Origin of the sequence: Actinomadura sp. 9N215, assembly GCF_044326345.1 — a bacterium.
Taxonomy (GTDB): Bacteria; Actinomycetota; Actinomycetes; order Streptosporangiales; family Streptosporangiaceae; genus Spirillospora.
Genome location: NZ_JBIRBA010000018.1, coordinates 191,382 through 216,333 on the forward strand (window position 1 = coordinate 191,382; position 24,952 = coordinate 216,333).

A 24,952-nucleotide genomic window follows, 5' to 3' on the forward strand; every position below is an offset into this window, starting at 1 on the left:
AAGGGAACGATCATGTGCCGGTCCAGCGTTTACGTGGCCCGGGTGCGTGGCGGTGGCGTGGCGGTGCTCGACACCGCCGGCGGCGGGCTCGCCCGGACGTTGCCGTCCGGCACGGCACCGTACGGCGTCGCCGTGTCCCCGGACGGGAGGCGTGTGCATGTCACCGACTTCGACGGTGGACGGCTGTGGACGATCGGCGTCGCCGACGCCGCCGTGACGGGCACCGTCCAGGTCGGCGCGGGCCCGGGATGCGTGGCGGTCCCGGGAGACGGCGGTCTCGCGTACGTGACCGGCTACCGTGACGGCACCGTGTCGATCGTCGATACGGCGGCCGGGGCCGTCGTCGCCGCGATCGAGACCGGAGGGAATCCGGCGAACATCGCGTTCTCGCCGGACGGCGGTCGCGCCTACGTTCCCGACTTCTCCCGCGGCATGGTCCATGTGCTCGACGTGCCGTCCGCCTCGGTGTGCGGGACCATCGCCGTGGGGGCCGATCCGAACGGCGTCGCGGTCTCCCCGGACGGCACGCGTGTCTATGTGACGAACTCGGCCCGCGGCGACGGCACCCTGTCGGTGATCGATGCGGCCACGGGCACGGTGGCCGCCCGCGTGGCGGTGGACCCGGGGCCGTTCGGGGTCGCGCTCGCACCCGACGGCCGGCGTGCCTACGTGACGGGCTACTACAACGACACCGTGTGCGTCGTCGACACCGGGCTGTCCGCCGCCGTGGCCTCGATCCCGGTCGGCCGCCGCCCGGAGAACGTCGCGGTCGCGCCGGACGGCAGCCGCGTGTACGTCACCGAGCAGCACGGCCGGAGCGTCTCGGTGCTCGACGCCGCCGGGTCCGTCGTGACGACCGTCGAGCTCGGCGGCACGCCCGGCGCGATCGCGGTGGGCCCGGCCGAGCCGTCCCGGCCGAGCCCGTGACGGGCGCGGAGCCCTGGCCCGAGCGCGACGCCGCGCTGGGCGCGCTGGAGGACGTCCTGCGCGCGGCGGTCTCGGGCACGGGCGGGACGGCCGTGGTCACGGCCCCGGTCGGCTGCGGCAAGACCGCCCTGCTCCACCGCTTCGCCGAACGGGCGGCGGGCGGCGCGAGCGCGGTCGTGCTCGACGCGGTGGGATCGAGCGCGGAGCGCGCGCTGCCGCTGGGCGTCGTGAGCCAGCTGTTCGGCGGCCCGGCGGCACCGGCCGACGCACGGGCCGCGGTGGCCGCTCTGCTCGCGGAGAGCGCGTCCTTCGCCGTTCCCAGCGGAAGGGACGGCGGCGACCTCCTGCACGGGGCGGGCGCGCGGGTCATCGAGGGCCTCTGGCGCACGGCGCTGGAGCTGGCGGCGACCGCCCCCGTGCTGATCGTCGTGGACGACGTGCAGGACATCGACCCGCTCTCGCGCCAGTGCCTGCTGTATTTCGCCCGGCGGCTGCGGCGGGCGCGGCTGGCGCTCGCCGTCGGCGAGGCGGCGGGCGTGACGCCGCCCTGGGGACGGCGACCGCTGAGCGAGGAGCTGCTCCGGCAGTCGCACTGCCGCCAGGTCGCGCTGGGTCCGCTGTCGCCGGACGGGGTCGCGCGATACCTCGCCGGGCGGCCGGAAACCGCTGCGGCCGCTCCGGCGGCGGCCACCTGGCACGAGGTGAGCGGCGGTAACCCTGAGCTGGTGCGCGCCCTGGTCGCCGACCAGCCCGCCTACGCCGAGGCGGCGGCTCCGCGCGTCGCCTCCGCGTACGGCCACGCCGTGGTGGGCTGCCTGCACCGCTCGGGGCCGGACGTGCTGCGGGCGGCGCGGGGGCTCGCCGTGCTCGGTGACGAGGCCACGCCCGGTCGGCTGGGAGCGCTGATCGGAACGGGCGCGGGTCCGGCGGCGCGGGCGGTCGAGACGCTGACCACCGCGGGCCTGCTGCGCGCGGGCCGGTTCCGGCATCCGACCGCCCGCGCCGCCGTGCTCGCCGACCTGGCCGCGGTGGAACGGGCCGACCTGCATCTGCACGCCGCCGAGCTGCTGAACGACGAGGGGGCCGACGTCGAAGCGGTGGCCGCGAAGCTGACGGCGGCCGGCCGCGCGCCCGGACCCTGGGGCGTCGCGGTCCTGCGGGAAGGGGCCGCGCGGGCGCTCGCCTCGGGCCGATCCACGGCCGCGGCCGAACGGCTCGCGCTGGCGCTGCGCGGCAAGGTCGGCGTCCGGGACCGGGCCGCGATCACCGCGCGGCTCGCCACCGCCGAGTGGCGCGCCGACCCGGCCGCCGCGACCCGGCGGCTGACCGAGCTGGTCGTCGCCGCCCGGTCCGGGCACGTGCCGGCCGCGGAGTCAGCGATGCTCGTCAGGGCCCTGGTATGGCACGGCCGCCTCGACGAAGCACGCGAGGTCTTCTGCGGCCTCACCCTCCCGGGACCGGACGCCGCCGAGGCCGGGGCCGCGATCGAGCTGGGCTTCCTGCGCGGGTGGCTCCGTTACTCCTGCCCGTCGCTGCTCGAAGTATCGTGCGGCGGCGGCGCGGAGGCCGATCCCGAGTCCGGTGCGAGGACCGCCATCGGCCCCGCGGCGGTCACGCTCGCTCCTCATCTGCAGTCGGCGGCCCTCCTCGACCGGGTTCTCACGCACGGCGGCGGCGAAGGCGTCGTCGCCGCCCTCGAGGAGATCGTGCGGTCCTCCCGGCTGGACGACGCGACCCTGGAGCCGTTGGCGACCGCGCTCACCGCCCTGCTCTGCGCCGACCGCGCCGTCCTCGCCGATCGGCTCTGCGACGTCCTCCTCGTGCAGGCCGAGACCCGGCGGGCGCCGGTCTGGCTCGCCGCCCTCGCCGGGCTTCGGGCGCGGATCGCCGTGCGCCGCGGCGACCTGGCCGCCGCTCGCCGGTACGCGCGATCGGCGCTGGGCGCACTGCCGGAGCACTCGCTGGGGACGACGGTGGGCGTGCCGCTCGCCGCGTGGGTGACGGCGGCGACGCGCATGGGCGACCATGACGAGGCCGCGGCCCTGCTCGGCCGTCCGGTGCCCGAGGCCATGTTCCAGACGTGGCCCGGCCTTGAATACCTGCATGCGCGCGGCCACCTGCGGCTGGTGCGGGACAGGCCGCACGCCGCCCTGGCCGACTTCCGGTCCTGCGGGGAGCTGATGGTCCGCTGGGGCATCGACCTGCCACGGCTCTTGCCTTGGCGATCCGCCGTGGCTCTCGCGCACCTGCGCATGGGAGAGCCGGACGCGGCGCGCGCCGCCGTCGAGGAGGAACTGGAACTGGTGGGCCCCGGTCGTTCGCGCGTCCGTGGCGCCGGGCTCCGTCTGCTGGCCGCTGCGGCCGCGCCGAAGGAGCGGCCGAGCCTGCTGCTGGAGGCGGTGGAATCGCTCCAGGCTTCGGGTGATCGTCTGGAGACCGCGTACGCTCTCGCCGACCTGAGCCGCGCGTACCAGACGCTCGGCGACACCTCCCGGGCGCGCCGGATCGCCCGGCGTGCGTGGCCGCTGGCCCGCGGCTGCCATGCCGAGCCGCTCTGCCGGGAGCTGGCGCCCATGCGGGCGGGCCCCGCCCCCGCCGGTCCGGCGGACGCCGATGCCGCTTGTGCTCTCAGCGCCGCCGAACACCGGGTGGCCGCCCTCGCGGCCCAGGGGTACACCAACCGTGAGATCGCGCGGAAGCTGTACGTGAGCGCCAGCACGGTGGAGCAGCACCTGACGCGGGTGTACCGCAAGCTCGACATCCGCCGCCGTTCGCATCTGCCGGAGAGCCTGGCCGTGGAGGTCATCGATCCGGCCTGAGCGTCGCCAGCCAGGAGGCGAGGGCTCGGGCGGTGGTCCCGGCGTGCGACTCCAGCAGGGTGAAGTGATCGCCGGGGACCGTGACGCCGGGCTCCCGGTCGTGCGGCCCCTCGAGCCCGTCGGCGGCGTTGAGCCGCAGGATCGGGAGGCCGGTGTGCGCGGGCCGCCACGCCGTGAAGATCCGGCCGTACCCGCCGGACGCGATCAGTGCCTGCTCGTCCGGCTGCCCGGCGACGGCCTCGCGTGCCCAGAGCGCCGCGCGCGCTCGCGGTCCTTGCGCGCGTTCCGGCTCCAGTGTGTCGAGCAGGGCGACGGCCGCGGGCGGCGATCCGAGTCCCGGCAGCAGGTCCGCCACGGCCTGCGCGATCCACCCGCCCGCCGACCGGCCGACCAGGACGAACTCCGAGCCGCCCGCGTTGCCGGCGATGGCGCCGGCCAGCACGTTCGCCAGTGCCGAGACGCTCTCGGGAAGCCGTTCCCCGGAGGCGAAGCCGGGCAGCGGGAAGGCGATGACCTCGCGTGCCCCTTCGAAATGCCGGGCGAGCCCCGCGTATTCGTGCGGTCCCGACCATGGCCTGAACGAAGGGAGGCAGATCAGGGCAGGGGACGCGTTCCCACGTGAGAGCCGGACGGGCTCGCGGGTGGCCGAACCGTCCGCCTCGCCGAAGGTGGGGTGGAGACGGGACGCGGTGTGCAGGAGGTCTTCGGCGACATCGAACCTCTCTTGCTCGCGTGCGCGCTGGTAGAGCCGGTAAAGCCCCGGGGCCGGGTCGTGCCCCGGGGCCGGATCGTGATGGCCCGTGACGTCGCCGGCCGCGGAGCCGAGCCGTTCCCGCAGGTGCCCGGCCAGCGATTCCGGGGTGGGGTGGTCGATGGTGACCGTCGCGGCGAGCCGCAGGCCGGTCGCCTTCCCCAGCCGTTCGCGCAAGGCGGTCGCGCCGAGGGAGGTGAGCCCGGCGTCGTTGAACGGAACGTCGGCCGGGACGGCGCTCGCACCGGGATGCCCGAGGATCTGCGCGACCCGGGTGCGGACGAGCCGGACGAGATCGGTACCTCGCGGGTCCACGGGCGGCTCGGCCGGCGGCGTCACGTCTCCGGAGAGCGGCGTCACGTCTCCGGAGAGCGAACCGTCCAGGTGCGTCGGTTGGGCCGGGGCGAGCCAATACCGGCGTCGTTGGAACGCGTACGTCGGCAAAGGCACTCCTTGTGCGCCCTGGGGAAGGCATCGGGCCCAATCGACGTGGACACCACGCACGTGGGCCTCCGCGAGTGACCGCAGGAACCGGTCGAGCCCGCCGTCCTCGCGGTGCAGTGAGGGGACCGTCACCGCCGGCTCGAGCGTCTCGCTGATCCCGGTGGTCAGGATGGGATGCGGGCTGGCCTCGATGAACACCCGATGCCCGGACTCGCCCAGAGCCTCGGTCGCTTGCTGGAAGCGCACCGTTCCGCGCAGGTTGCGGTACCAGTAGGCGGCGTCGAGGTCCGTCCCGTCGATCCAGCACAGGTCCACCGTCGAGAAGAACGGGATCCGGGGTGCGTGGGCGTCGATTCGTCCCAGCGCGTCCAGCAGCGGCTCCCGCAAGCCGTCGAGCTGGGCCGAATGCGCCGCGCATTCGACCGGGACGCGCCGGATGCGGACGCCGTCGCGCTCGCACTCGGCCATGAGTTCGCTCAGCGCCACGAGGTCGCCGGAGACGACGACCGAGCGCGGCCCGTTGACCGCGGCGACGGAGAGGCGGTCCCCGTAGGGGGCGAGCCGCTCCGTCATGGCGACGGCCCCGGCCGCGCACGCCGCCATGCCGCCGCGCCCGGAGACCCGTGCGAGGATCCGGCTGCGCGATGCCACGATCCGGGCCGCCTCCGCGAGCGGGAGCGCTCCCGCGACGTGCGCGGCGGCGATCTCCCCCTGCGAGTGGCCCACTACGGCGTCGGGCTCGACCCCGAACGAACGCCACAGTCCGGCCAGCGACACCATCACGCAGAACAGCACTGGCTGGACGACCTCGGTCCTGTCCAGGGACGGGGCGCCCGGTGCGGCCCGGAGCACGTCGAGCGGAGACCAGTCGACGTGCGGCGCCAAGGCCTCGGCGCAGGACTCCAGGTGCTCGGCGAACACCGCGGAGCCGAGCAGCCGGACGCCCATCCCGGCCCACTGCGAGCCCTGCCCGGGGAAGACGAAGACGGTCTTGCCACCGGTCTCCGCCGTCCCCTCGACGAGACCGTCCGCGGGAAGATCGTGTGCGAGCGCGTCGAGGGCGTCCAGATCGCCCGGTACGACGGCGGCCCGGTGCCGGTGCTGGGTGCGCTCGGTGGCGAGCGAGAACGCGACCCGCAGGTCGCCGAGACCCGGGTGGGCGCGGACGTGGTCGAGCAGGCGCCCCGCCTGTGCCCGCAGCGCGGCCTCGCTCGCCCCCGAGATCAGCCACGGCACCGGCCCCTTGTCGGGCGCGGTCGGCGTGGGGCGGGCGTTGGGGGCCTGCTCGACGATGACGTGCGCGTTCGTCCCGCTGATCCCGAACGAGGAGATCCCCGCCCGGCGCGGCCGTCCCGACACCGGCCACGGACGGGCCTTCGCCAGCGGCCGGACCGGTCCCGAGGCCCAGTCCACGTGCGGGGTCGGCTCGTCGGCGTGCAGGCTGCGCGGCAGCAGCCCGTGCCGCATCGCCATCACCATTTTGATCATTCCGGCGACGCCCGCCGCCCCCTGCGTGTGCCCGAGGTTGGACTTCAGCGAGCCGAGCCACAGCGGACGGTCGGCGGGCCGGTCCGTGCCGTAGGCGGCCCGCAGCGCGGCCGCCTCGATCGGATCGCCGAGCGGCGTGCCGGTGCCGTGCGCCTCCACCGCGTCGACCTCGGCGGCGGGAACGCGGGCCCGCCGCAGCGCGTCGAGGATCACCTGCCGCTGGGCACTGCCGCTCGGCGCAGTCAGGCCGTTGGAGGCTCCGTCCTGGTTCACCGCGGACCCGCGGATGATCGCGAGGATCCGCCGCCGGTTGCCCAGCGCGTCCGACAATCGCTCCAGAAGCAGCATGCCGGCGCCCTCGGCCAGCCCGGTTCCGTCGGCCGACGCCGCGAAGGCCCTGCAGCGCCCGTCCGGCGACAGCGCTCCCAGGCGGCTCATCGTGACGAGCGTCCGCGGCGTGGCCATCACGGTCACGCCCCCGGCCAGGGCGAGCGAGCACTCGCCTTCGCGGAGCGCCTGACCGGCGAGATGGACCGCCACCAGCGAGGACGAGCACGCCGTGTCGATCGTGACGGCGGGCCCGGTCAGCCCCAGCGTGTACGCGACACGGCCGGAGACGACACTGGACGCGGTGCCCGTCTCCAGATGCCCCTCGATGTCGCCTTCGACCGCTCCGGCGAGCCCGGCGGCGTAGTCGTGCGTCATCACGCCGACATAAACCCCGGTCCGTCCCTTCCGCCGTGCTGAGGGAACGACACCAGCCGACTCGAACGCCTCCCAGGAGGTCTCCAGCACCAGCCGCTGCTGAGGATCCATGGCCGTCGCCTCGCGCGGCCCGATGCCGAAGAAGCCGGCGTCGAAGTCCGCGGCGTCCTCCAGGAAGCCGCCGCCCCGGCTGCGGATCGTGCCCGCCCGGTCGGCGTCGCCGTCGGCGATGACCGGTACGTCCCAGCCGCGGTCCCCGGGGAACGCGGTGATCGCGTCGGTTTCGCTTTCCAGCAGCGTCCACAGGTCGTCGGGGGAGCGTACGCCGCCCGGCAGCCGGCACGCCATGCCGATGATCGCTATCGGCTCCACGTGCGAGGCGACCGGCTCCGCCGCATCGGGGTCTGTGGTGGCCGGGTCTGTGGTTCCCGGGTCTGTGGTTCCCGGGTCCGGTCCGGATCGCAGGCGTGTCGCGATCCCGGCGGGTGTCGGATGGTCGAAGGCCAGAGTCGGCGGCAGATCCAGGCCGGTGGCGGCGGACAGCCGCCGCGCGAGCCGGACCGCCGTCGTCGAGTCGAGCCCGGCGAGGACCAGGGGCTGGTCGGCGGCGATCGCGTCCGGCTCCGGATGCCCGAGGAGCCGCGCCAGCTCGGCCCGTACCAGGCCGAGCAGATCATCGGCCTCCCGCGGCGCCGCGGGCCCGGCAGGCCGGTGAGCCGTTCCGCGCGCGGCCAGGAGCCGGGCGGGACGCTCGCGCAGCAGATGTCGCCGGATCTTGCCCGAGCCGGTCCGTGGGATGCTCGGCACGCCGTAGAGGGCCTCGGGGACCTTGAACGCCGACACGCGGCGTGCGCACGCGGCGAGCAGTTCGTACGGATCGGCGTCCACGGAGTCGTCCAGCACGACGTAGGCCACCGGGACCTGCCCGAGGATCTCGTCGTCGCGTCCGGTCGCCGCCGCGTCGACGACGCCGGGGCACGTGCTCAGCACAGTCTCGATCTCGGCCGGATGGATGTTCTCCCCGGCACGGATGATGACGTCGTCGAGGCGCCCGGAGACGGTGAGGAATCCGCCGGTGCCCAGCCGTCCCAGGTCGCCGGTGCGGTACCAACCGTCGCGCAGTGCCGCGGCGGTCGCCTCTGGCAGGCCGTGGTAGCCCGTCATGAGATGCCCTTCCCGGACCAGCACCTCGCCCTCGGAACCCGTATCGACGTCGAGACCCGTGTCCGGATCGACGATCCGTACGGGGCGGCCGGGAATCGGCCGCCCGCAGGATTCGGGCGGGGCAGTGCCGTCATCCGCCGGACGGCTCATGGTGATCGGCCCGCACGCCTCGGTGCTGCCGTAGCTGTCGAGGAGCGGAACACCGAAGGCACCGGCGAACCGCTCGCGCAGGGACGCCGACGCGACCGCGCCGGTGACCAGGCAGACGCGCGGCGCGGTGATGCGCTCGCCCGAGCCTTGCTCAGCGGTGTCCAGCAGAAGGCGGTAAAGGGACGGGACGCCCACGAGGAAGGTGTAGGAGCCGCCGCGAAGCTCGGTGAGCACCTCTTCCGCCGAGGCGCCGGGCATCAGGCGAGCGCTCGCGCCCGTGGCCGTCACGCCGAGTACGCACAGCACGTGCGCGAGGCTGTGGAACAGCGGCAGCGGCCACAGGACCGTGTCCTCATCGGACAGCCCCAGTACGGGCCCGTAGCAGGCCGCCACCGCCCACAGGCAGCTCCGCTGGGTGGACACCACGCCTTTGGGCCGTCCGGTCGTTCCTGACGTGTAGAGGACCCAGGCGGGTTCGTCGAGCCCCAGGTCGTCGCGGGCGGGAACCGGGGGCGCCGACCGGGCGAGCGCCTCGAACGACGGAGATCGGTCCGCGTCATCGCCCCTGACACCGTCCGCGTCATCGCTCATGGCACCGTCCGCGTCAGGGCTCATGGCGAGGACGACGAGCGGTGGCGAGGCACCGGCGGGCACGGGCAGGGCGCGCAACCGGGCGGCGCGGACCGGATCTGTGATCACCAGACGTGCGCCGCTGTCGGCGAGCACATGGGCCAGTTCAGCGTCGGCGCAGCGCGGGTCCACCGGGACCGCGACGGCCGCGGCGCGTGCGATCGCGAGATAGCACTCGACCATCGCCACGCCGTCGTTGAGAAAGATGATCGCCCGGTCGCCGCGGTCCAGCCCGAGCCCGGCCAGGTGGCCCGCGATCCGTCCGGTGCGTACCTCCAGCTCGCGGTAGCCCACGCGGCGGTGGCCGTCGGCGAAGGCGGTCGCGTCTCCACGGGACCCGGCTCGATCGCGCAGCAGCTCGTGCAGCGGCCTGATCAGTTCCGTCAGCACCATGTCCTGACTATGTCCCGAGAATTGGTGGTAAGAGAATCCCCTAATCGGCCATAGGACACCCCCTAGAGATCCCCTTGACTCCCTTATTTCGCGAGGCCACAACACAACAACGCATTTTTCTCGACCGCATGGGTGAAATCGCTCCTAGGGTGGCGCCCATGACGAACGCATTGCTCCACAGAGCATTGGGTGAACGCGAGGTGGTTCATCCCGAGCGCACGGAGCCGGCAAAGGTCGCCACGCAGATCGTCGGCATCGGAACCGCTGTTCCGGAATCCTCCTATACGCAGGAAGAAGTGCTGGAGTTCTTCCGTCCTGATGACCCGCGAGTCGAAGCGCTGTTCCGGAACAGCGCGATTCAGCGGCGCTCCCTTTCGCTTCCGGAGCCCGGCGCCGACGGGACGCCGCGTATCGAGACCCAGGGCGAGCTGCTGCGCAAACATAAGGCGCTCGGCGTCGAGACGGGAGCGCGGGCGATCCGGGCGTGTCTGGAGGACGCCGGGCTCGCGCCGTCCGACGTCGACCGTATCTGCTGTGTCACCTCGACCGGGTTCCTCACTCCCGGCTTCAGCGCGCTGCTCGTCAAGGAGCTCGGCCTACCGTCGTCCTGTTCCCGGCTCGACGTGGTCGGGATGGGCTGCAACGCGGGGCTGAACGCGCTCGCCGCCGTTGACGGCTGGGCGGTCACCCATCCGGGCCGGCCCGCGCTGCTGGTCTGTGTCGAGATGTGCTCGGCGGCCTACGTGTTCGACGGCACGATGCGCACGGCCGTGGTCAACAGCCTCTTCGGCGACGGTGCGGCGGCGCTCGCGGTCGTGGGCGGCACCGATGCCCGGCGCCCCTCGCTGGTCCGGTTCGCGAGCACGATGATCCCCGAGGCGATCGACGCGATGCGCTACGACTGGGACGACGAGCACGGGAAGTTCAGCTTCTTCCTCGACAAGGAGATCCCCTACGTGATCGGGGCCAACGCCGAGGAGGTCGTCGGGCGGCTGCTGTCCGGAACCGGGCTCCGGCGCCGCGACATCGCGCACTGGATCGTGCACTCGGGTGGCAAGAAGGTCATCGACGCGGTGGCGGTCAACCTGGGTCTCACCAGGCACGAGATTCGCCACACCACCGGTGTCCTGCGCGACCACGGGAACGTGTCCAGCGGATCGTTCCTGTTCTCCTACGAGCGGCTGGCCGCCGAGGGGGCCGTCCGCCCGGGAGACCACGGGGTCCTCATGACCATGGGGCCCGGATCGACGATCGAGACCGCATTGGTGCGGTTCTAGTCTCCAGGAGGCTTTGCCATGCTTTCGACCGATCAGGCGCCCGAGCCGCCGAACAGGAGCATCCTTCGGCTGGACATCGACTGCGCCCGCACGTTCGCCGCGTCGCTGGGGACGGAACTGACGGAGTTCTGCGGCCGGATCGAGGACACCGGCCCGGGCGCGGTCGCCGTCCTCGCGCTGTCCTCGCCGGCCGGCGAGTCCGCCGACCTGTGGGCCGACGGGTTCTGGGCCGGCGGGACGGGCGTGCACGCCGTCAACCGCTGGGAACAGGCGCTGCGCAGGCTGGAGCGCGTCGGCGCGCTCACGATCGCCGTGGCCGCCGGGGTCTGCGGCGGACCCGCCCTTGACGTGCTGCTGACCGCCGACCGGCGCATCGGCACCCGTGATCTGCGGCTGCTTCCTCCCCGGCTCCACACGGAGCCGTGGCCGGGGATGGCGGTGTACCGGCTGGCGCACCGGGCCGGTGTCGCGCGGGCGCGCGAACTCGTCCTGTTCGGCACTGAGATGGGCGCCGAGCGGGCGTGCGAGATGGGCGCGCTCGACATGGTCGTGGCCGGTCCGGAGGCGGCGGAAGAGGCGGTCACCGCGATGCTCGCCGCCCTGGGCGGCCTGGCCGGGAGCGAGCTCGCGATCCGGCGCCGCCTGCTGCTGGACGCGGTGACCACCGGCCACGAGGAGGCGCTGGGCACGCATCTGGCGGCCTGCGACCGTGCCTTGCGCCGGGCGCGCCAGGAACACGTCCCGGCGTCGTTCCCCGCGGCGGCCCCGGCGCCGAACGGGACGGGCGGGTCATGACCGTCGCGCGCGCGGGCGACGCCCTGACCGGCTCGCCGGGATTCACCGGGCGGCTCGCCGGCGACCGGGCCGCGCTGTCGGCCTTCGTGCGGTCGGCCGAGGCCGTTCTGGACGCCCTGCCTCCCGGGCCCGAGCGATCGGCAGCCCAGCGGGCCCGAGCAGAGGAGGCACATCGGGAGTGCCGCCGCGCCAGGAAACGGTTCATGGCGGCGCACGCCGAGGAGGTGTACGCCGAGTTGGCCGGCGGCGCGGACCCGTCTCGGCTGGACGGCCTGGTCTTCAGCGCCGCGGAGGCGTTCCCCGGACTGGTGCCGACCCGCGCCCAGATGGCGGAGGAGCGGCGGCACGTCCAGCTCCACCGGGAGGGCCGGGAGATCGATCAGGCGATCTTCTTCGCGGGCGTTCTGCGCGCGCCCGGTGCCGGGACGAGCCTGGTGCGGAGCATGCTCCGCCCGACTCCACGGGCCGTCGGGCTGCTGCCGGAGTTCCGTGCCAAGGGGCGCTTGGACCTCGGTGTTGTGGAGATCGAGCGCCGGGACGGTGCGGCCCACCTCACCATGAACAACCGCACGTGCCTCAACGCCGAGGACGACCGGCTCACCGGGGACATGGAGACGGCCGTGGACCTGGCCCTGCTGGACGGGGCCGTCCGGGTCGGGGTGCTGCGCGGCGGGCCGATGACCCACCCCAAGTACCGTGGCCGCCGGGTGTTCAGCGCCGGGATCAACTTGCGCCGTCTGCGGGCGGGCCGGATCACGTTCGTCGACTTCCTGCTCGGCCGCGAGCTCGGCTACATCAGCAAGCTGGTGCGCGGCCTCGCCGCGGACGGCGAGGGAGAGGTGGAACAGGTCGTCAAGCCGTGGCTGGGCGCCGTCGACTCCTTCGCGATCGGGGGCGGCATGCAGCTGCTCCTGGTCTTCGACCGTGTCGTCGCGGAGTCCGACGCCTATTTCTCGCTCCCTGCGGCTCAAGAGGGCATCGTGCCCGGCGCCGGCGCCCTGCGGCTGGGGCGGCTGACCGGCGGCCGCCTGGCCCGGCAGATCATCCTGGGCGGACGTCGCGTCTCGGCACGCGATCCGGAGGCGCGGTCTCTGTGCGACGAGGTCGTCGACGGTGCCGAGATGGATGAGGCCGTGGAGCGCGGTGTGCGCCTGCTCGACGACCCTGCGGTCGTGGCCAACCGGGTCATGCTCAACCTCGCAGAGGAGCCGATCGACCGTTTCCGGCTCTACATGGCCGATTTCACGCTGCTCCAGGCACGGCGTATCTATGACGAGAGCGTCATCGCCACCCTCGAACGGTTCGGGAAAGGACGGCACGGTGACGACCACGCATGAGCGTCTCCGCGAGATCTGGGACGACTTCGAGAACGACGACGACCTGTGGGTGGCCGTCCTCACCGGGGCCGGCGATCGCTCGTCCTCGGTCGGACGGGATCTGAAGGAAGTCGCCGCGGGAGGCGTCCGAGCTGTCGGTCAGGGCGATCAAAGAAGCCGGGCCGGCTTCGCACACCTGTCGGTGGAGCAGGCATTCAGGAACCGGTATGTCTGGGAGGAAAGACGCATGCACGACCGTGACGCACTGGAGGGCCCGCGGGCCTTCGCCGAGAAGCGCGCTCCGGTATCGGAGGGGTGCTGATGGCCCGCGCCCCCTATCCCAGCGATTCGCGTCTGCCTTCGGGGCTTCGCGCGTTCGGAAAGCTCAACGTGGCCCGCATGCTCGCCCACACCGGCGAGGTCTCAGTGCACTGGCACGCTGTGGTCGGGGCGCTGCTCACCGACCCGGAGCTAGACGCCCGGTTGAGGGAGATCGTCATTCTGCGCGTCGCGTACCTCACGGGCTCGTCCTATGAGCGGCTCCATCACGAGGAGATCGCCGCCCGAGCCGGGGTGCCCGCCGACGTCATCGCGGAGTTGGCGCGTGCGGAGCCCCGCCCAGCGGCGTTCAACGCGACGCAGAACGCGGTGCTCGCCCTCGTCGACGCGCTGGTGCGGGGCCATCACGCCGACGAGGGGACCTTCAAGGCCGTGCACGAACGCGTCGGGACCGAGGTGACGGCCAAACTGGTGTTGCTGATCGGCGTCTACGTGTCCACCGCGGTCTTCCTGAACGCCTTCGAGGTGGACATGGACGCCGGGGCGCGGCTGGGGGTCATCGCTCCGACGTGACCGGGGCCTCCGAGGCCGGGCCTCGCATGGCGTCCTTGTCGACCAGGATGAGCAGCCGTTGCCCGAAGACCTCCTGGACGAGCGTGAGGTAGCCGGGCCTGCCTTCGGCCCATTCCTCCAGCGTCCGCTGGGCGGGAGCGGGGTCGCCCCAGGTGCCGTACAGCTTGTTGTTGGTCACGCACACCGGCCGCAGGCCGCGCGTCGCGACCGCCTCCCAGGCGGCGGCCGCCACGCCCGGGGTGACCTCCTTGCGGAAGTCGTCGAGCGCGAGGATTCCGTCGTCCGCGAGGAGATCGCGGGAAACGCCGATGTCATCGCGGACGTTGCGATGGAGATGCGACGCGTCGACATGGACGAACCTGTAAGAATTCGGCTCCACATATTCGCGCGCTCGTGCGGTCGGCCCTTGCACGATGTGCGGCAGCTCTGGATGGAACGACAGGTAGTTCTGCTCGAACGCCGCCCGCATCCGGTCGTAGGTGTCCGCCATCAGGCTCGAAGTGTTCTGCTCACCGGGATTGCGGCGGTAGAACGTCTCGACTTCGGCCTGGTTCTCCTTGTCCTCGGTCGGCTCTCCGAACAGATCGCACACCGTGAGCCGTTGACCGTCCAGCAAGAAGGCACCCAGCAGAATCGCCGTCTTGCCTACGAACGTTCCAAGTTCGGCGATATCTCCGCGCCGCGCCGTCGAATTCTGCCAGCCGAGCAAATGCTCGAACACATGCCTGTCCACCCGGTAGAACCAGCCGGGAACATTATCCAATGCCATGGCGGGCGATGCGACGCTCATTGCAGGCTGCCTTCCTCTGCATTCGGGAATCCTGTGAACCCGAAATTGCCCCTGCTCATGGGAGCTTAGAGACGCCGACGGAAGCGAACCATGGTCCAAAGGTGGAATCTTGAGCTGTTCCGCCGCCGCGCGAGCAGATGTACGGCCGTAACGCGATTTGGCGGTCGGCAGCAGTCGGCGCCGCTTTCGCGGTCTAATCCCCCGAGGACCTCGCCGAGCAGGTAGCGGACGCCTCATGGGGCGCGGGCGTAGAGCGGGTCAGCTGGGGCGGGGCACGGTGGGGAGGACGATGTGCGAGGCCCGCTGTGTGTCGTGGAACACGGTGTTGTCGGCGATGACGTGCCGCCGTTGTGTGCCGGGCGGTTCGCCGGTGTTCGGGTTGACGTCGAAGCGCGGGTGGTTGGAGCTTGAGACGTCGAGGCGGATCCGGTGGCCGGCCGCGAAGAGGTTGCTCGTGGGGTAGAGCGTGATCGTGACCTGGGTGATGTGGCCGGGGGGCAGCGGGCTCGGCTGGCCGCCGGCCCGGTACCTGAGCCGGATGATCGAATCGGTGAGGTTGAGGGCGTAGCCGTGGGGATAGGCCGCCGAGGGTGGGTAGAGGTCGATCAGCTTGGCGGTGAAGTCGGTGTCGGCCGCGGTGGTGGCGACCCACAACCGGACCTCGATCGGCCCGGTCACCTCAAGGTCGTCGACGAGCGGATCGGTCTGGAAGACCAGGACGTCAGCGCGCGCCGCGAGCGGCAGGTAGGGCGGCTGACAGCCGTCCATGTGCGCGGATTCGCGCTGGTCGAAGCCGCCCGGTTCGACGAGGGTCTGGATGCCCTCGAACAGGTATGTGTCCCGGGGGTCGGTGATCCCGGGTGGCAGGCCGGGTGCCTCGAACAGTGCGGACACGTTGCCGCCGATCGTCGGCACCGGGTCCGCCGGGTCGAACCGGTAGGTGGTCGAGGATCTGTCCACCGCGGGCGGCTGAGGGCTCAGGCCGCCGTCATGGTGCAGGTAGTAGGGGACGTAGACGGTCCGCGCCAGTGGCCATTCGAACTCGTCACGCCATCGGCCGCCGTGGCTGAGCCGGCCTTCCGGGCCGCGTGCGCCCGATCCCCCGCCCATCACGAAGATCCGCACCGGGGGGTCGTGGTCGGCGCCGTTGGGTCGCCCCTTGAGCCACCGGTCGTACCAGCGCAGGTGAGTACCGATTACGTCGATGGCTGCGTCCTGGCCGAACCACAGGTCGCCCGCTGACGTTTCCCCTGTCCGGTCGTGCGACCAGGGCCCCACGATCACCTTGACAGGCCCGGTCTTGCGGGCAGACAGCCCCTCGAACAGCTCGAATGTGGCGCGAGTGTAGGAGTCGTACCAGCCGCCCATCAGCAGTGTGGGCGTATCGGTGAAACGGTCGAGATGGGCGGCCGGATTGATTCCCGGGTTCGTCCAGAAGTCGTCGTAGCTGTCGTGGGTGAGCAGCTCGAACGCCAGCCGCTCATACGGCGGGACAAGGGCGAGTTGAGTGGCTCCGGGCCGGATCGGCCAGCGGCGTAGCCATTGCCCGAACGGTATCGGGTCCAGGTTGAGGGCGGCATCCACCCACGGCTCTGCCTTGAGCGCCGCCTGGGTATTGCGTGCGGAATGCCAGAACATCCAGGCGATCCACCGCAGTTCCAGTGCACCGCCGTGCCGGATCGAGCTGGTGTAGCCATTGGCGCCGCTCTGGTTCGGCACGATCGCGGCCAGCCCTTCGGTGCCGGCGGCGGCCGTGGCCGTCTGCGTCCAGCCGACATAGGAGGTGCCCCAGGTGCCGACCTGGCCGTCACACCACGGCTGGGCGCGCACCCAGCCGACCGTGTCATGCCCGTCCTCGGCCTCGCAGCCGAGAAACCCCAGCTCCCCCTCGGACCCGAAACAGCCGCGGCAGTCCTGGATCACCACAACGTATCCCCGTGCGGCGAACCAGTGCGCCCACTCGGCGTCCTCCCCGGCGGCGGACTTGTCGTACGGGGTCCGGACCAGCAGGGCCGGCAGCGCCGTGCCGACAACGCCGTCCTGCCCGGCAGGCCGGTACACATCCGTAGCCAGCCGCACACCGTCGCGCATCGGGACCATAAGGTCCGACTCCAGGGCCGTGTGATACATCGGCTCGGAGAAGCCCCCATCGGCTGCCACGGACACCTGCCTACCCAAGATCCAGTCACCGTGTCAATGTGTCCAGTCCCAGCTCATGCTTGACCCGGGGTGTGGATGGACCTGCTTGTCGGTCCGACGGTTCATCGTGGTCGCCGCAGTGCTGGCGCAGCCGTCCGGCCAGCGCGGCGTGGACCTGTCGGAGGCGAGCCGGTGACCAGGAACCGGCACAACCGGCGACGAGGACTCAGCTGTGCTCTGGAGATGCTGGCCATCCTCCAGATTGGCGCCGTCGCGAGGGTATCGCTCACGATCACTAACGGTCGTCTGGGCTCGAGGCGGTGAAGGCCGATGGGCGTGTCGTCGAGGGACTCGACGTATTCCAAGGGTCGCGGGCTTTACCGCTTTCCCGTCTCGGCGACCAGTGCGGCCAGCTTGCGGGCGGTCCGGGCGGTGCGGATGGTGACGGCGTCCTTGAGGTCGCCGCTGAGACGGTACAGCGCGCTGCGACCGACGTTGGCGCGGCCCACGCGGTGGAGGATGGCACCGGCGCAGTAGCGGGTCTCCTCGCGTTCGGGATCGGCGCTGAAGCGCGTCAGCGCGTCAGGTGAGGCTCGCTCGGGGAACAGGTAGAGGACGTTGCACGACCACTCCTCGTTGCGCTCCCAGTCGTCGGGAAGGCCGGCCGCGATCCGCCTCACCCGGTCGCCGCTGAGCACCAGGATCCGGGTCCGGACCGCGAACTCCTGGTGGACCGCCTCCTCGAGGTCTCGCGCCAGGTCGCCCGTCCGGGCTCTCGGTGCGTCGAAGACGACGTTGCCGCTATTGATGTAGGTGCGGACCCCGGTGTGCCCGGCATCTTCGAACACCTTCCTCAGGCCCGCCATCGGCACCGTGTTGTTGCCGCCCACGTTGATGCCTCGGAGCAGCGCCGCGTACTGCATGGTTACGCCTCGTTCCGGTAGTGCTCGGCGACCTCGTCGCTGGTCGTGAGCCAGACGCCGGGGTGCTTCGTGACGTACTCGAGGGCCTTGTCCAGGTACTTGGCCCGTGAGGGTTGGCCGATCACGAACGGGTGCAGCGCCAGCGCCATGACCCGGCCACCGTCGGCGGAGTCGGCGTAGAGCTGGTCGAAGTGATCGGTGAACATCTGCAGGAACTCCGGTCCGGTTTGGCCGTGTGCGGTGAAGATCCCCAGGTCGTTCAGCTCCACCGTGTACGGCACGCTCAGCACGCCGGGCGCGTTCAGCGGGTAGGGCTGGTCGTCGTTGGTCCAGTCCAGGACGTAGCTCAGCCCGAGTTCGGACAGCAGCGCGGGAGTGTGGAAGGTCTCGGTCAGTGCGGGCCCCATCCAGCCGTGTGGCCGGTGGCCGGTGGCCTTCGTGATCGTCTCGACGACGTCGGCGAGCACGGCGCGCTCGTCGTCGAGGCTCATGTCGGTGTGCAGGACGGAGTTGGTCCTGCCGTGGGCGACCCAGGCCCAGTCGCGGATCCGGCCGGCCTCGACGATCTCCGGATACCGTTCGGGGACCTCGGAGTTCACCAGTGCGCTGGCACGGACTCCATGGCGGTCGAGGCTCTCGATCACCCGCCACACGCCGACCCGTGGTCCGTAGTCGCGCCAGCCGTGGTTCAGCGCGTCCGGCACCAGGGACGCCGTGGCCTCGTTGATGCTCGTCGAGGGCAGGTCCACGTGGAAGTGCTCGATGTTCAGGCCGACGTAGAAGGCGATGCGAGCATCACCCGGCCAGTGCAGCGGCCGGCGGCGGATGATCGGGCTGTAGGGGTAGAGCTCGTTGTGCATGCGGTCAGGCTGTGCGAGCGGGGCCGCGGAAGGGTAGAGAGCGCTGATGGTGGTACTGGCACTGCCAGCCTCGGACGGAACGCCCTGAGCCGTATGCTGGCCGCGAGGAGCCGCCCAGTGAACATGCCACATCGTGAGGAGCTGGCCGGCTTCCTGAGATCCAGGCGGGCCCGTGTCCGCCCGGAGGACGCCGGGCTGCCTCGTGGCCATCGGCGGCGGCTGTCCGGCCTGCGCCGGGAGGAGGTCGCCCTGCTCGCCGGCGTGAGTTCCACCTGGTACACCTACCTTGAGCAGGGACGGCGGGGCGTGAACCCGTCGCGCCAGGTGCTGGACAGTCTGGCGCGGGTGCTCCGTCTGGACGACGACGAGACCCGGCACCTGCACCGGCTGGCCGACCAGGCGGCCGTGGACGCCGGGATCGACGCCGACCTGTCACCGGCCGAGCTGGCCCGGGAGCTGGTGTACCTCAGTGAGGAGATCCCCTATCCGGTCTACGCGGCGGACGTCCATTGCGACGTGATCGCCTGGAACCGGGCGACGATCGGCTACTACACGGACTTCTCCCAGCTCTCCGCCGAGCGGCGGAACATGATGTGGTGGCTGATCGGCAGCCCTGAGGCGAGAGAGCGGCTGCCGGACTGGGAGGACGACGTCCAGGACGTCGTCGCCCGGTGGCGGCGGGTCAGCGCCTCGGTGGCGGACCAGGCGCGCCTGCGGGCCCAGGTCGCCGAGTACAGGCGGATCAGTCCGGAGTTCGCCGCCTGGTGGGACAGCCACGACGTGCGCGAGCACCGCACCCGGGGCCGGAGGTTCAACCATCCCCGGCTCGGGATCGTCACGCTGCGGCTGATCGTGGTCGACTCGGCCGAGATGGTGCCGAGCTCCTTCGTCGTCTATCACGCACCCGTCACCAGGTGAGCGCGTTTTCTGGAGAAGGCTTCGCCCCTGGCAGGGTGTCGCCGTCGTGCCAGAGTGATCGAGGACCGACAGGACCGATCTTCACGCGTCGGACGGACAAGCCCGGCCCGTCGTGAACGGTTGTCGCAGCGACGCGATTCGTCGCGAAGGAGGGTTGCTCGTGAAACGTCTGGATAGCAAGCGCGCACTGATCATCGGAGGCGGCGGTGACGGCATCGGACGCGCCATCACCAGGTCATTCAGCGCGGAAGGGGCTGTCGTCGTTGTCGCCGACGCGCAGCCCGATCGTGCCGCGGAGGCGGTCGACGAGGTCCGCGGCCGGGGCGCGGAAGCCTTCGCCGTGACCGGCGACGTGCGCTCACCCGCGGAGCTCGGCGACATGATCAGCAGAGCGGTCGCGGACTGCGGTGGTCTCGACACGCTGGTCACGGTCGTGGGCGGTCAGGTCGCATTCGTGCCGGCGGTGCGTCTGCACGAGATGCGGGACGAGGACTGGGACACCGTCTACGAGCTCAACCTGCGTTATGTCGCCCGCGCCGTTCGCGCCGTCCTGCCGACGTTCCTTGGCCAGGGCGGCGGCTCGGTCGTGAGCGTCGGGTCGGTGACGGGCCTCATGGCCGCTCCGCGACAGGCCGCTTACGGCGTATCGAAGGCGGGGCTCGTCAGTCTTGCGCGCACCGTGTCGGCCGAATACGCCGCCGAGGGGATTCGCATGAACGTGGTGGCCGGCGGCGCGATCGCCACTTCGGTCAACCCGGCTCCTGACTCACCGGTTCCCGAGATCCCGGCCGGTCGGTACGGGACCGTCGACGAGATCGCTGAGGCCGTGGTCTATCTCGCCTCCGACGCCGCCGCCTACATCTCAGGACAGCAGCTCGTCATCGACGGAGGGGTGTCGTCCCGCGGCCCATTCGGGTGACTGCCGCACAGCGGAGGGGCGACTCGCATGGCCGCGGGCCGCACCATTGACACCGGTCGAATCGCCTTCGACTGAGTGAGTTACCTTGGCCAGCGGGCGAGGTGTGCCAACGACGGTGAGCGGGGTCTGTGGCGGGTCCGTCCCACCGAGACGGTAGTGACTGTAAGGAGGGCGCCTTTTGGGCCCGATTCTTACTCAATGCCGATGCGGCGGTGGTGACGGCTGTATTCAGCCGCGCCTGAAGATCTGGCGGTATTGAGCCTTGGCCTAGACCGATGAATCGAGTACTTCATGTAGTTGGCCGAGTGCCCGAATCCAGCGCTGCTGCAAGCGCCACCCGGAGCGATCCCTCCGAGGTCGACGCCTCGGAAGGGGAAGCGTGATCACCCGGCAGCCGAGACGTTCTGGATGCTGTCCGACCCCACCCGGATGAAGATCCTTGGGCACTGCTCCAGGGCGAATCCTCGGTCGCGTGCCTGGCCGAACTGGTTGGTGCCGCCCCCACTGCTGTCAGCCAGCACCTGGCCAAACTCCGGCTCGCCGGGCTGGTCAAGGGACGCCGCGAGGGCACCTTCGACTGTTACTCCGCCGCCGGCGTCCACGTCCGCCGGCTCTTCGACGAGGCTCTCTTCCACGCCGATCACACCGACCGTGACCCGACCGACCGCGACGAACAGGACCCGCGTCCACACTGACGCACCTTTCGCGCAAACACGGGCCTGACGTCGACCGAGGGTCCGTACGGTTTTCGGCTCTTTCTCGTATTCGGTGGTGGCGCTGAGTGATTACCTGCCGGCCTTAGGCGCGCCGGAGATCGACGATCTGATGGGTGTGGTGTTTTCAGGCCTGTCTGCACCTGGTCATCGAGGATGCGGAGGACGAGGACGATCTGATCGGGTCGTAGCCCGTACTCGGGATGAGCCGGTGTCGTGCCCGGGTGTGCGGGGTGCTGACCGGCCGGGTGCACGGCTGCTACGACCGGACCGTCACCGACGTCCCGGTCGATGGCGGCGGGTGGTAGTGGCGGTGCGAGTGCGTCGGCTGGTCTGCCGGCACGGGGATGCCCACGGCAGACGTTCCATGAACACGCTCAGGCCGGGCTCGCTTCGATCAGGGAGAACGCGTTGGGCGGCGGCAGGGCGGTGACGCCGGTGAGGGTGAAGTCGGCGCGTTCGCACAGGGTCTCGAAGTCTGCGCGGATGCGTTCTCGACCGCCGAGGTTGACCAGCATGTTCAGATCGCTGAGGTACATGATCGCGGGAAGCGCGGTGCCCGCGGTGGGCGGCATCACCGGCTCGATGATCAGTAGGCGGCCGTGGTCCCGACCCACTCCACCAACTGATCAGGCCCGCCAGCCGTGCGCCCGCCCTGCCCGCCCGGCCCGCCAAGGCCAGGCCGAGCCGTTCCAGCAGCCGGTGCAGCAACTCCCGCGCGGCGGCTGTGCCATCTGGTCACCACCGAAACCTGCTCGGCGAACGTGCGCCGTTCGCACGCGTTGTTATCGCAGAAGAACCGGCTCACTTCGAGGACGATCAGGACCGGTCTGCCACCGGCCGCCAGGTCGTGCAGCCGTCGACGGTAGCGGCTGTGGCGCCGGGCGGCCGGTGTCCCGCAGTGGTGGCAGACCGCGCTTGTGGTCTGGGTCCGCGCGGTGACCACGACCCTGTCCCCGGCCTCGATGACGTTATCCAGAGGGCAGCTGCACCTGCCGACGCGGGAATCGACTAGCAGGGCCATGACAAAGCGACGATCGGGGCTGTCTGGAGGCCCCACGAGGTACGCCCTCACCGGCCTATTTGGCAGCTGGCTTCCACGCGGTTCCCACTCTCCGTCAACTAAAGAATGAACCGAAAGTAGCTCTGCGATCTTGAAGACAGATCATCATAGGGGACATGCGAAGCAGGTTGAAGTGGACGGGAGTGTCCCTTGCGACGGTTGGGGTGGTTGGCCTCGGTGTCTATTTCACCGTCACGGGGCTCGGGTTCGATACAGCTGACAAGCTCGCAAATGTGACGGGAGCGTTCCTCGCTGCAGCGGGCCTGATCCTCACGGCCCGGAGCGCGTCGCTGAGTTCGGTCCAGGCCAATCGTCCGGAGGTGTCGATGGGTGTTCCGGCCACTCGCCCGCAGGTCAGCGGAATACCTCAAGTGTCGGTGACGGGGACGGAAACACCTAGGGGACTTTTCCGGCAGACCGCCCCCACCATCGATGTCCGTTTGGTGAATAACGGAGCAGGAACTGCCATCATCACCGGTTGCGAGGTGCATGTCCTATGGGCGAAACGATTTCCAACCCTGCAACCACCCGTGGTGAAAATCGACCGCAATGGCGCCGCCCTGTTGCCGGCTTCCGCCCATTACATGGCACTGCTCCCGGGACCGGAGGACGCAGTCGGACTCAACATCGACGGCTCCCGCGACCAGCCGATCCTCCCAAGGGATCCCGAGGGACTCGGCCCCTCCCATGAGCTCGAGCCCGGAAAAGCGGACCGGTTCATCATCCGCCTGGAGGCGGAACCGCACGGCGGTGGGACATGGTTCGAGCACCCGATGCCGTGGGATGACCAGTTCATCTACGTCGTGCGGCTCACACTCAGATACGACGGGGACCGGCAGACGAGGGAGATCTCCACAGGAGAGATAGCCGTCGGCTTCCCCGCGAACGTCTTTGTTATCCCCTCTCCCGACGAAATCCGGAGCGAGCTGGACAAGTTCCGGCGCAGCGTTGAGAGCACACAAAGAGAGATCGACGCTAAGTTCCGAAACTCGGGCATAGAGTCGATCAGTTGGAGCACACTTCGGGCCTTCCTGGCCGATCCAGATGGCACTCTTCTGGCGCTGACCTCCAGGCAAGCCCGTACCGTCCGCCGGATCCTCCGAGACGAGAGGGAGTTGACCGACGCGTTCTTCCGTCCGGAGCGAGCAGCCAGGGAGTTCGTCAGCCAGTGCGAGGACTTCTACAGCAAGGTGATAGCTGAGATGTACACCTCAACCGAGGACACCCGGCAGCTCCGCAATGCGGCGATGCGATACCGGGCGGAGCTGAGAAGGAACCCCGACAGATACCGGTGAACGGGGCCTTCCCGTTGATAGCCAGACAACCCGGGTATGCCTGAGGTGAGAGGCGCGGCGATCGGCCGACGTGGGAACTACCTGATCGTGTCCGCTGCCCTGGAACTCCAACCTCCGTCGAAGGCCACGTCAACCGGATCAAGATGCACAAAGGCCAGATGTTCGCAGAGCCAGCTTCCCGCTCCTGCGAAAACGAGTCCTTCTCAGCCACTAACAACAGCTAAGCACAGCTACCGTTTCACGGAATTTGAGCCAGATCCGGCTGCGGATCTGGAGAGACCTGGGGAGGGCACCACGGACGATCGACGCCATGGTTCCCTCGTCGCTTTGATCCGCAGCGGGCGCTGGCGACCCCACGCAGCATCGCCGCCCTGCTCGGCCCGCCCGCCGCGCCGCGGGGATTACCCCGCGCGCGGCACGGACGACTTCCCCGAGCCGGAGGGCCCCACGACCGCGACCACCCGAGCGTCGTCAAGCCGCTCGACGAGATCGGACACCAACTCGTCTCGCCCGAAGAACCGATCGGCGTCCTCGCTCTCGTAGCAGGCCAATCCCAAATACGGTGCCGGGGACTGCGGCTGCTTTGCGTCGGCGTCGGTGCCGCCGACGTCGGCCGCAGCGGCGGCCGCGCTCTCGGCGGCGTGCCAGCGCCGCTCCCACTCGGCCCGGTCGGCACCACACGCCTGCGCGAACGCCAACGCCACCTTCAACGCCGTAACCGACACACCACAACGCTCGGCCAGTGCGAACGCCGGATGTTCGGCAAGAACGACCGAGGGCGGGTGTATTACGTCTGCAGCCAGAAGGGCACCCTCCTGTCGTCCGGGTCCGGGAAGAGGCACTCGTGGCGGGGCTGAACGAAATTCTTCAACCGCGAGATCTTCGGAGCCCATCGCCGGGAGCGGCTGAGGACGCTTCTGGTCCGGCTGGGTGATCGGCGCCTGCGCGAACACGACGCGTACCTCGCGGTCCTAGAGGCCAAGATCGCGGATCTGGTCCGTCGCCGGGCGCGGGTGCTGGACCCGCTCGATGAGCCCAGCCAAGCGCTCGTCCAGAACGTCAACGAGCGGGCCGCCCAGATCGCCACCGAGTTGGAAGCCGTACAGGCCAAGCTACGGGAACTGCGAAGTACGGCACCGGCACGGCCGTGCCCCGAACTGCTGGATCTGCTGCCGGTCGGGGCTGTCGACCTGGGGTGCGTTCCCCAACCGGTGCTGCGGCGGTTGCTGGACGTGTTCCGGCTGCGGATGCGTCACGACCGGAAGACCAACAAGGTGGAGTGCGAGGTCACCCTCACGTCGGAGATCGTGGGAACGCAACACCACGCGGCATCCGCGGCGATCGGGGCCGGGGAAACGGAACCGAGCGCCGGTCTACGGCGTACCCCCTACCGGATTCGAACCGGCGCTACCGCCTTGAAAGGGCGGCGTCCTAGGCCGCTAGACGAAGGGGGCCCGGGTGTGGCGGAGATGGTCGCCACAGACCTGGTCAAGTGTAGAGGACGCGGCGGGGCGGCGCGCAAACGGTTACCTGGGGCGGGTGGTGGACGTGGTGGGGGTGGGGCTGCGGGACGGCCAGTCGGACGGGAATTCGGAGGGGAAGGGGGGAGTGCGGGTCGGGG

Annotated in this window: 19 protein-coding genes and 1 tRNA gene; 11 read left to right on the top strand and 9 right to left on the bottom strand. The window is 70.7% G+C overall.

What is annotated here, in order from left to right; all coding sequences use genetic code 11:
- Positions 1–57 precede the first annotated feature (57 nt).
- Positions 58–927, top strand: a complete 870-nt coding sequence (locus ACH34T_RS27825) for a hypothetical protein (RefSeq protein ID WP_396023867.1) — start codon at positions 58–60, stop codon at positions 925–927.
- Positions 924–3,746, top strand: a complete 2,823-nt coding sequence (locus ACH34T_RS27830) for an AAA family ATPase (protein WP_396023868.1) — start codon at positions 924–926, stop codon at positions 3,744–3,746. The genes ACH34T_RS27825 and ACH34T_RS27830 overlap by 4 nt, the downstream gene beginning before the upstream one ends.
- Here the strand turns inward: ACH34T_RS27830 and ACH34T_RS27835 are convergent.
- The gene (locus tag ACH34T_RS27835; RefSeq protein ID WP_396023869.1) at positions 3,730–9,471 is read right to left on the bottom strand and encodes an acyltransferase domain-containing protein; all 5,742 of its coding nucleotides are present in this window, start codon (positions 9,469–9,471) and stop codon (positions 3,730–3,732) included. The two genes, ACH34T_RS27830 and ACH34T_RS27835, sit on opposite strands and share 17 nt — an antisense overlap.
- 158 nt (positions 9,472–9,629) lie before the next feature.
- Here ACH34T_RS27835 and dpgA point away from each other — a divergent pair, with 158 nt between their 5' ends.
- The 5 genes from dpgA to ACH34T_RS27860 all read left to right on the top strand — a co-directional run bounded on the left by dpgA (position 9,630) and on the right by ACH34T_RS27860 (position 13,711).
- The gene (gene dpgA / locus ACH34T_RS27840) at positions 9,630–10,748 is read left to right on the top strand and encodes a 3,5-dihydroxyphenylacetyl-CoA synthase DpgA (protein ID WP_396023870.1); all 1,119 of its coding nucleotides are present in this window, start codon (positions 9,630–9,632) and stop codon (positions 10,746–10,748) included.
- 18 nt (positions 10,749–10,766) lie between these two features.
- Entirely contained in the window at positions 10,767–11,543 is a 777-nt protein-coding gene (gene dpgB / locus ACH34T_RS27845; protein WP_396023871.1) for an enoyl-CoA-hydratase DpgB, read from the top strand.
- The gene (dpgC, locus tag ACH34T_RS27850) at positions 11,540–12,880 is read left to right on the top strand and encodes a (3,5-dihydroxyphenyl)acetyl-CoA 1,2-dioxygenase DpgC (protein ID WP_396023872.1); all 1,341 of its coding nucleotides are present in this window, start codon (positions 11,540–11,542) and stop codon (positions 12,878–12,880) included. Before dpgB ends, dpgC begins: the two co-directional genes overlap by 4 nt.
- Positions 12,864–13,181 (top strand): hypothetical protein, encoded by a 318-nt coding sequence (locus ACH34T_RS27855; protein ID WP_396023873.1) that lies wholly within the window; start codon positions 12,864–12,866, stop codon positions 13,179–13,181. Before dpgC ends, ACH34T_RS27855 begins: the two co-directional genes overlap by 17 nt.
- A gap of 77 nt (positions 13,182–13,258) precedes the next feature.
- Positions 13,259–13,711, top strand: coding sequence for a carboxymuconolactone decarboxylase family protein (locus ACH34T_RS27860; RefSeq protein ID WP_396023874.1), 453 nt, complete (start codon positions 13,259–13,261; stop codon positions 13,709–13,711).
- Here ACH34T_RS27860 and ACH34T_RS27865 read toward each other — a convergent pair.
- From ACH34T_RS27865 to ACH34T_RS27880, 4 genes are all read right to left on the bottom strand, one after another.
- A complete protein-coding gene (locus ACH34T_RS27865; protein ID WP_396023875.1) occupies positions 13,695–14,501 on the bottom strand; it encodes a class I SAM-dependent methyltransferase in 807 nt (268 codons plus the stop codon). The two genes, ACH34T_RS27860 and ACH34T_RS27865, sit on opposite strands and share 17 nt — an antisense overlap.
- A gap of 258 nt (positions 14,502–14,759) precedes the next feature.
- Positions 14,760–16,661: a CocE/NonD family hydrolase gene (locus ACH34T_RS27870; protein WP_396023876.1), complete on the bottom strand. Its 1,902-nt coding sequence runs from the start codon at positions 16,659–16,661 to the stop codon at positions 14,760–14,762.
- Between the two features lie 356 nt (positions 16,662–17,017).
- Complete coding sequence (locus ACH34T_RS27875) at positions 17,018–17,563, bottom strand: DUF1697 domain-containing protein (protein ID WP_396023877.1); 546 nt, start codon at positions 17,561–17,563, stop codon at positions 17,018–17,020.
- A gap of 2 nt (positions 17,564–17,565) precedes the next feature.
- Positions 17,566–18,423 carry a polysaccharide deacetylase family protein gene (locus ACH34T_RS27880; RefSeq protein ID WP_396023878.1) on the bottom strand — a complete coding sequence of 286 codons (858 nt, stop codon included), beginning with the start codon at positions 18,421–18,423 and terminating at the stop codon, positions 17,566–17,568.
- Between the two features lie 123 nt (positions 18,424–18,546).
- Between ACH34T_RS27880 and ACH34T_RS27885 the strand changes: the two genes are divergently transcribed.
- From ACH34T_RS27885 to ACH34T_RS27895, 3 genes are all read left to right on the top strand, one after another.
- The gene (locus ACH34T_RS27885) at positions 18,547–19,341 is read left to right on the top strand and encodes a helix-turn-helix transcriptional regulator (RefSeq protein ID WP_396023891.1); all 795 of its coding nucleotides are present in this window, start codon (positions 18,547–18,549) and stop codon (positions 19,339–19,341) included.
- Between the two features lie 112 nt (positions 19,342–19,453).
- A complete protein-coding gene (locus ACH34T_RS27890; protein ID WP_396023879.1) occupies positions 19,454–20,260 on the top strand; it encodes an SDR family NAD(P)-dependent oxidoreductase in 807 nt (268 codons plus the stop codon).
- A 485-nt stretch (positions 20,261–20,745) separates the two neighbouring features.
- Positions 20,746–20,955, top strand: coding sequence for a hypothetical protein (locus ACH34T_RS27895; protein ID WP_396023892.1), 210 nt, complete (start codon positions 20,746–20,748; stop codon positions 20,953–20,955).
- Positions 20,956–21,350: 395 nt separating this feature from the next.
- Here the strand turns inward: ACH34T_RS27895 and ACH34T_RS27900 are convergent, their stop codons facing one another.
- Positions 21,351–21,590 carry a methyltransferase gene (locus ACH34T_RS27900; RefSeq protein WP_396023880.1) on the bottom strand — a complete coding sequence of 80 codons (240 nt, stop codon included), beginning with the start codon at positions 21,588–21,590 and terminating at the stop codon, positions 21,351–21,353.
- Complete coding sequence (locus tag ACH34T_RS27905; RefSeq protein WP_396023881.1) at positions 21,563–21,997, bottom strand: transposase family protein; 435 nt, start codon at positions 21,995–21,997, stop codon at positions 21,563–21,565. The genes ACH34T_RS27900 and ACH34T_RS27905 overlap by 28 nt, the downstream gene beginning before the upstream one ends.
- Before the next feature lie 155 nt (positions 21,998–22,152).
- Between ACH34T_RS27905 and ACH34T_RS27910 the strand changes: the two genes are divergently transcribed.
- The gene (locus tag ACH34T_RS27910; protein ID WP_396023882.1) at positions 22,153–23,331 is read left to right on the top strand and encodes a hypothetical protein; all 1,179 of its coding nucleotides are present in this window, start codon (positions 22,153–22,155) and stop codon (positions 23,329–23,331) included.
- Positions 23,332–23,732: 401 nt separating this feature from the next.
- On the opposite strand, the gene ACH34T_RS27915 is transcribed toward ACH34T_RS27910, so the two are convergent.
- Together ACH34T_RS27915 and ACH34T_RS27920 are read right to left on the bottom strand one after the other, a co-directional pair.
- Positions 23,733–24,284 (bottom strand): hypothetical protein, encoded by a 552-nt coding sequence (locus ACH34T_RS27915; protein ID WP_396023883.1) that lies wholly within the window; start codon positions 24,282–24,284, stop codon positions 23,733–23,735.
- Between the two features lie 428 nt (positions 24,285–24,712).
- Positions 24,713–24,785, bottom strand: a tRNA-Glu gene (locus ACH34T_RS27920).
- Positions 24,786–24,952: the final 167 nt, after the last annotated feature.

Coding starts and splice junctions, on each gene's coding strand:
- dpgC (WP_396023872.1), top strand. CDS start 11,540: ATGACCGTCGCGCGCGCGGGCGACGCCCTGACCGGCTCGCCGGGATTC.
- ACH34T_RS27835 (WP_396023869.1), bottom strand. CDS start 9,471: ATGGTGCTGACGGAACTGATCAGGCCGCTGCACGAGCTGCTGCGCGAT.
- ACH34T_RS27860 (WP_396023874.1), top strand. CDS start 13,259: ATGCTCGCCCACACCGGCGAGGTCTCAGTGCACTGGCACGCTGTGGTC.
- ACH34T_RS27880 (WP_396023878.1), bottom strand. CDS start 18,423: ATGCACAACGAGCTCTACCCCTACAGCCCGATCATCCGCCGCCGGCCG.
- ACH34T_RS27865 (WP_396023875.1), bottom strand. CDS start 14,501: ATGAGCGTCGCATCGCCCGCCATGGCATTGGATAATGTTCCCGGCTGG.
- ACH34T_RS27875 (WP_396023877.1), bottom strand. CDS start 17,563: ATGCAGTACGCGGCGCTGCTCCGAGGCATCAACGTGGGCGGCAACAAC.
- ACH34T_RS27910 (WP_396023882.1), top strand. CDS start 22,153: ATGCGAAGCAGGTTGAAGTGGACGGGAGTGTCCCTTGCGACGGTTGGG.
- dpgB (WP_396023871.1), top strand. CDS start 10,767: ATGCTTTCGACCGATCAGGCGCCCGAGCCGCCGAACAGGAGCATCCTT.
- ACH34T_RS27885 (WP_396023891.1), top strand. CDS start 18,547: ATGCCACATCGTGAGGAGCTGGCCGGCTTCCTGAGATCCAGGCGGGCC.
- dpgA (WP_396023870.1), top strand. CDS start 9,630: ATGACGAACGCATTGCTCCACAGAGCATTGGGTGAACGCGAGGTGGTT.
- ACH34T_RS27905 (WP_396023881.1), bottom strand. CDS start 21,997: ATGGCCCTGCTAGTCGATTCCCGCGTCGGCAGGTGCAGCTGCCCTCTG.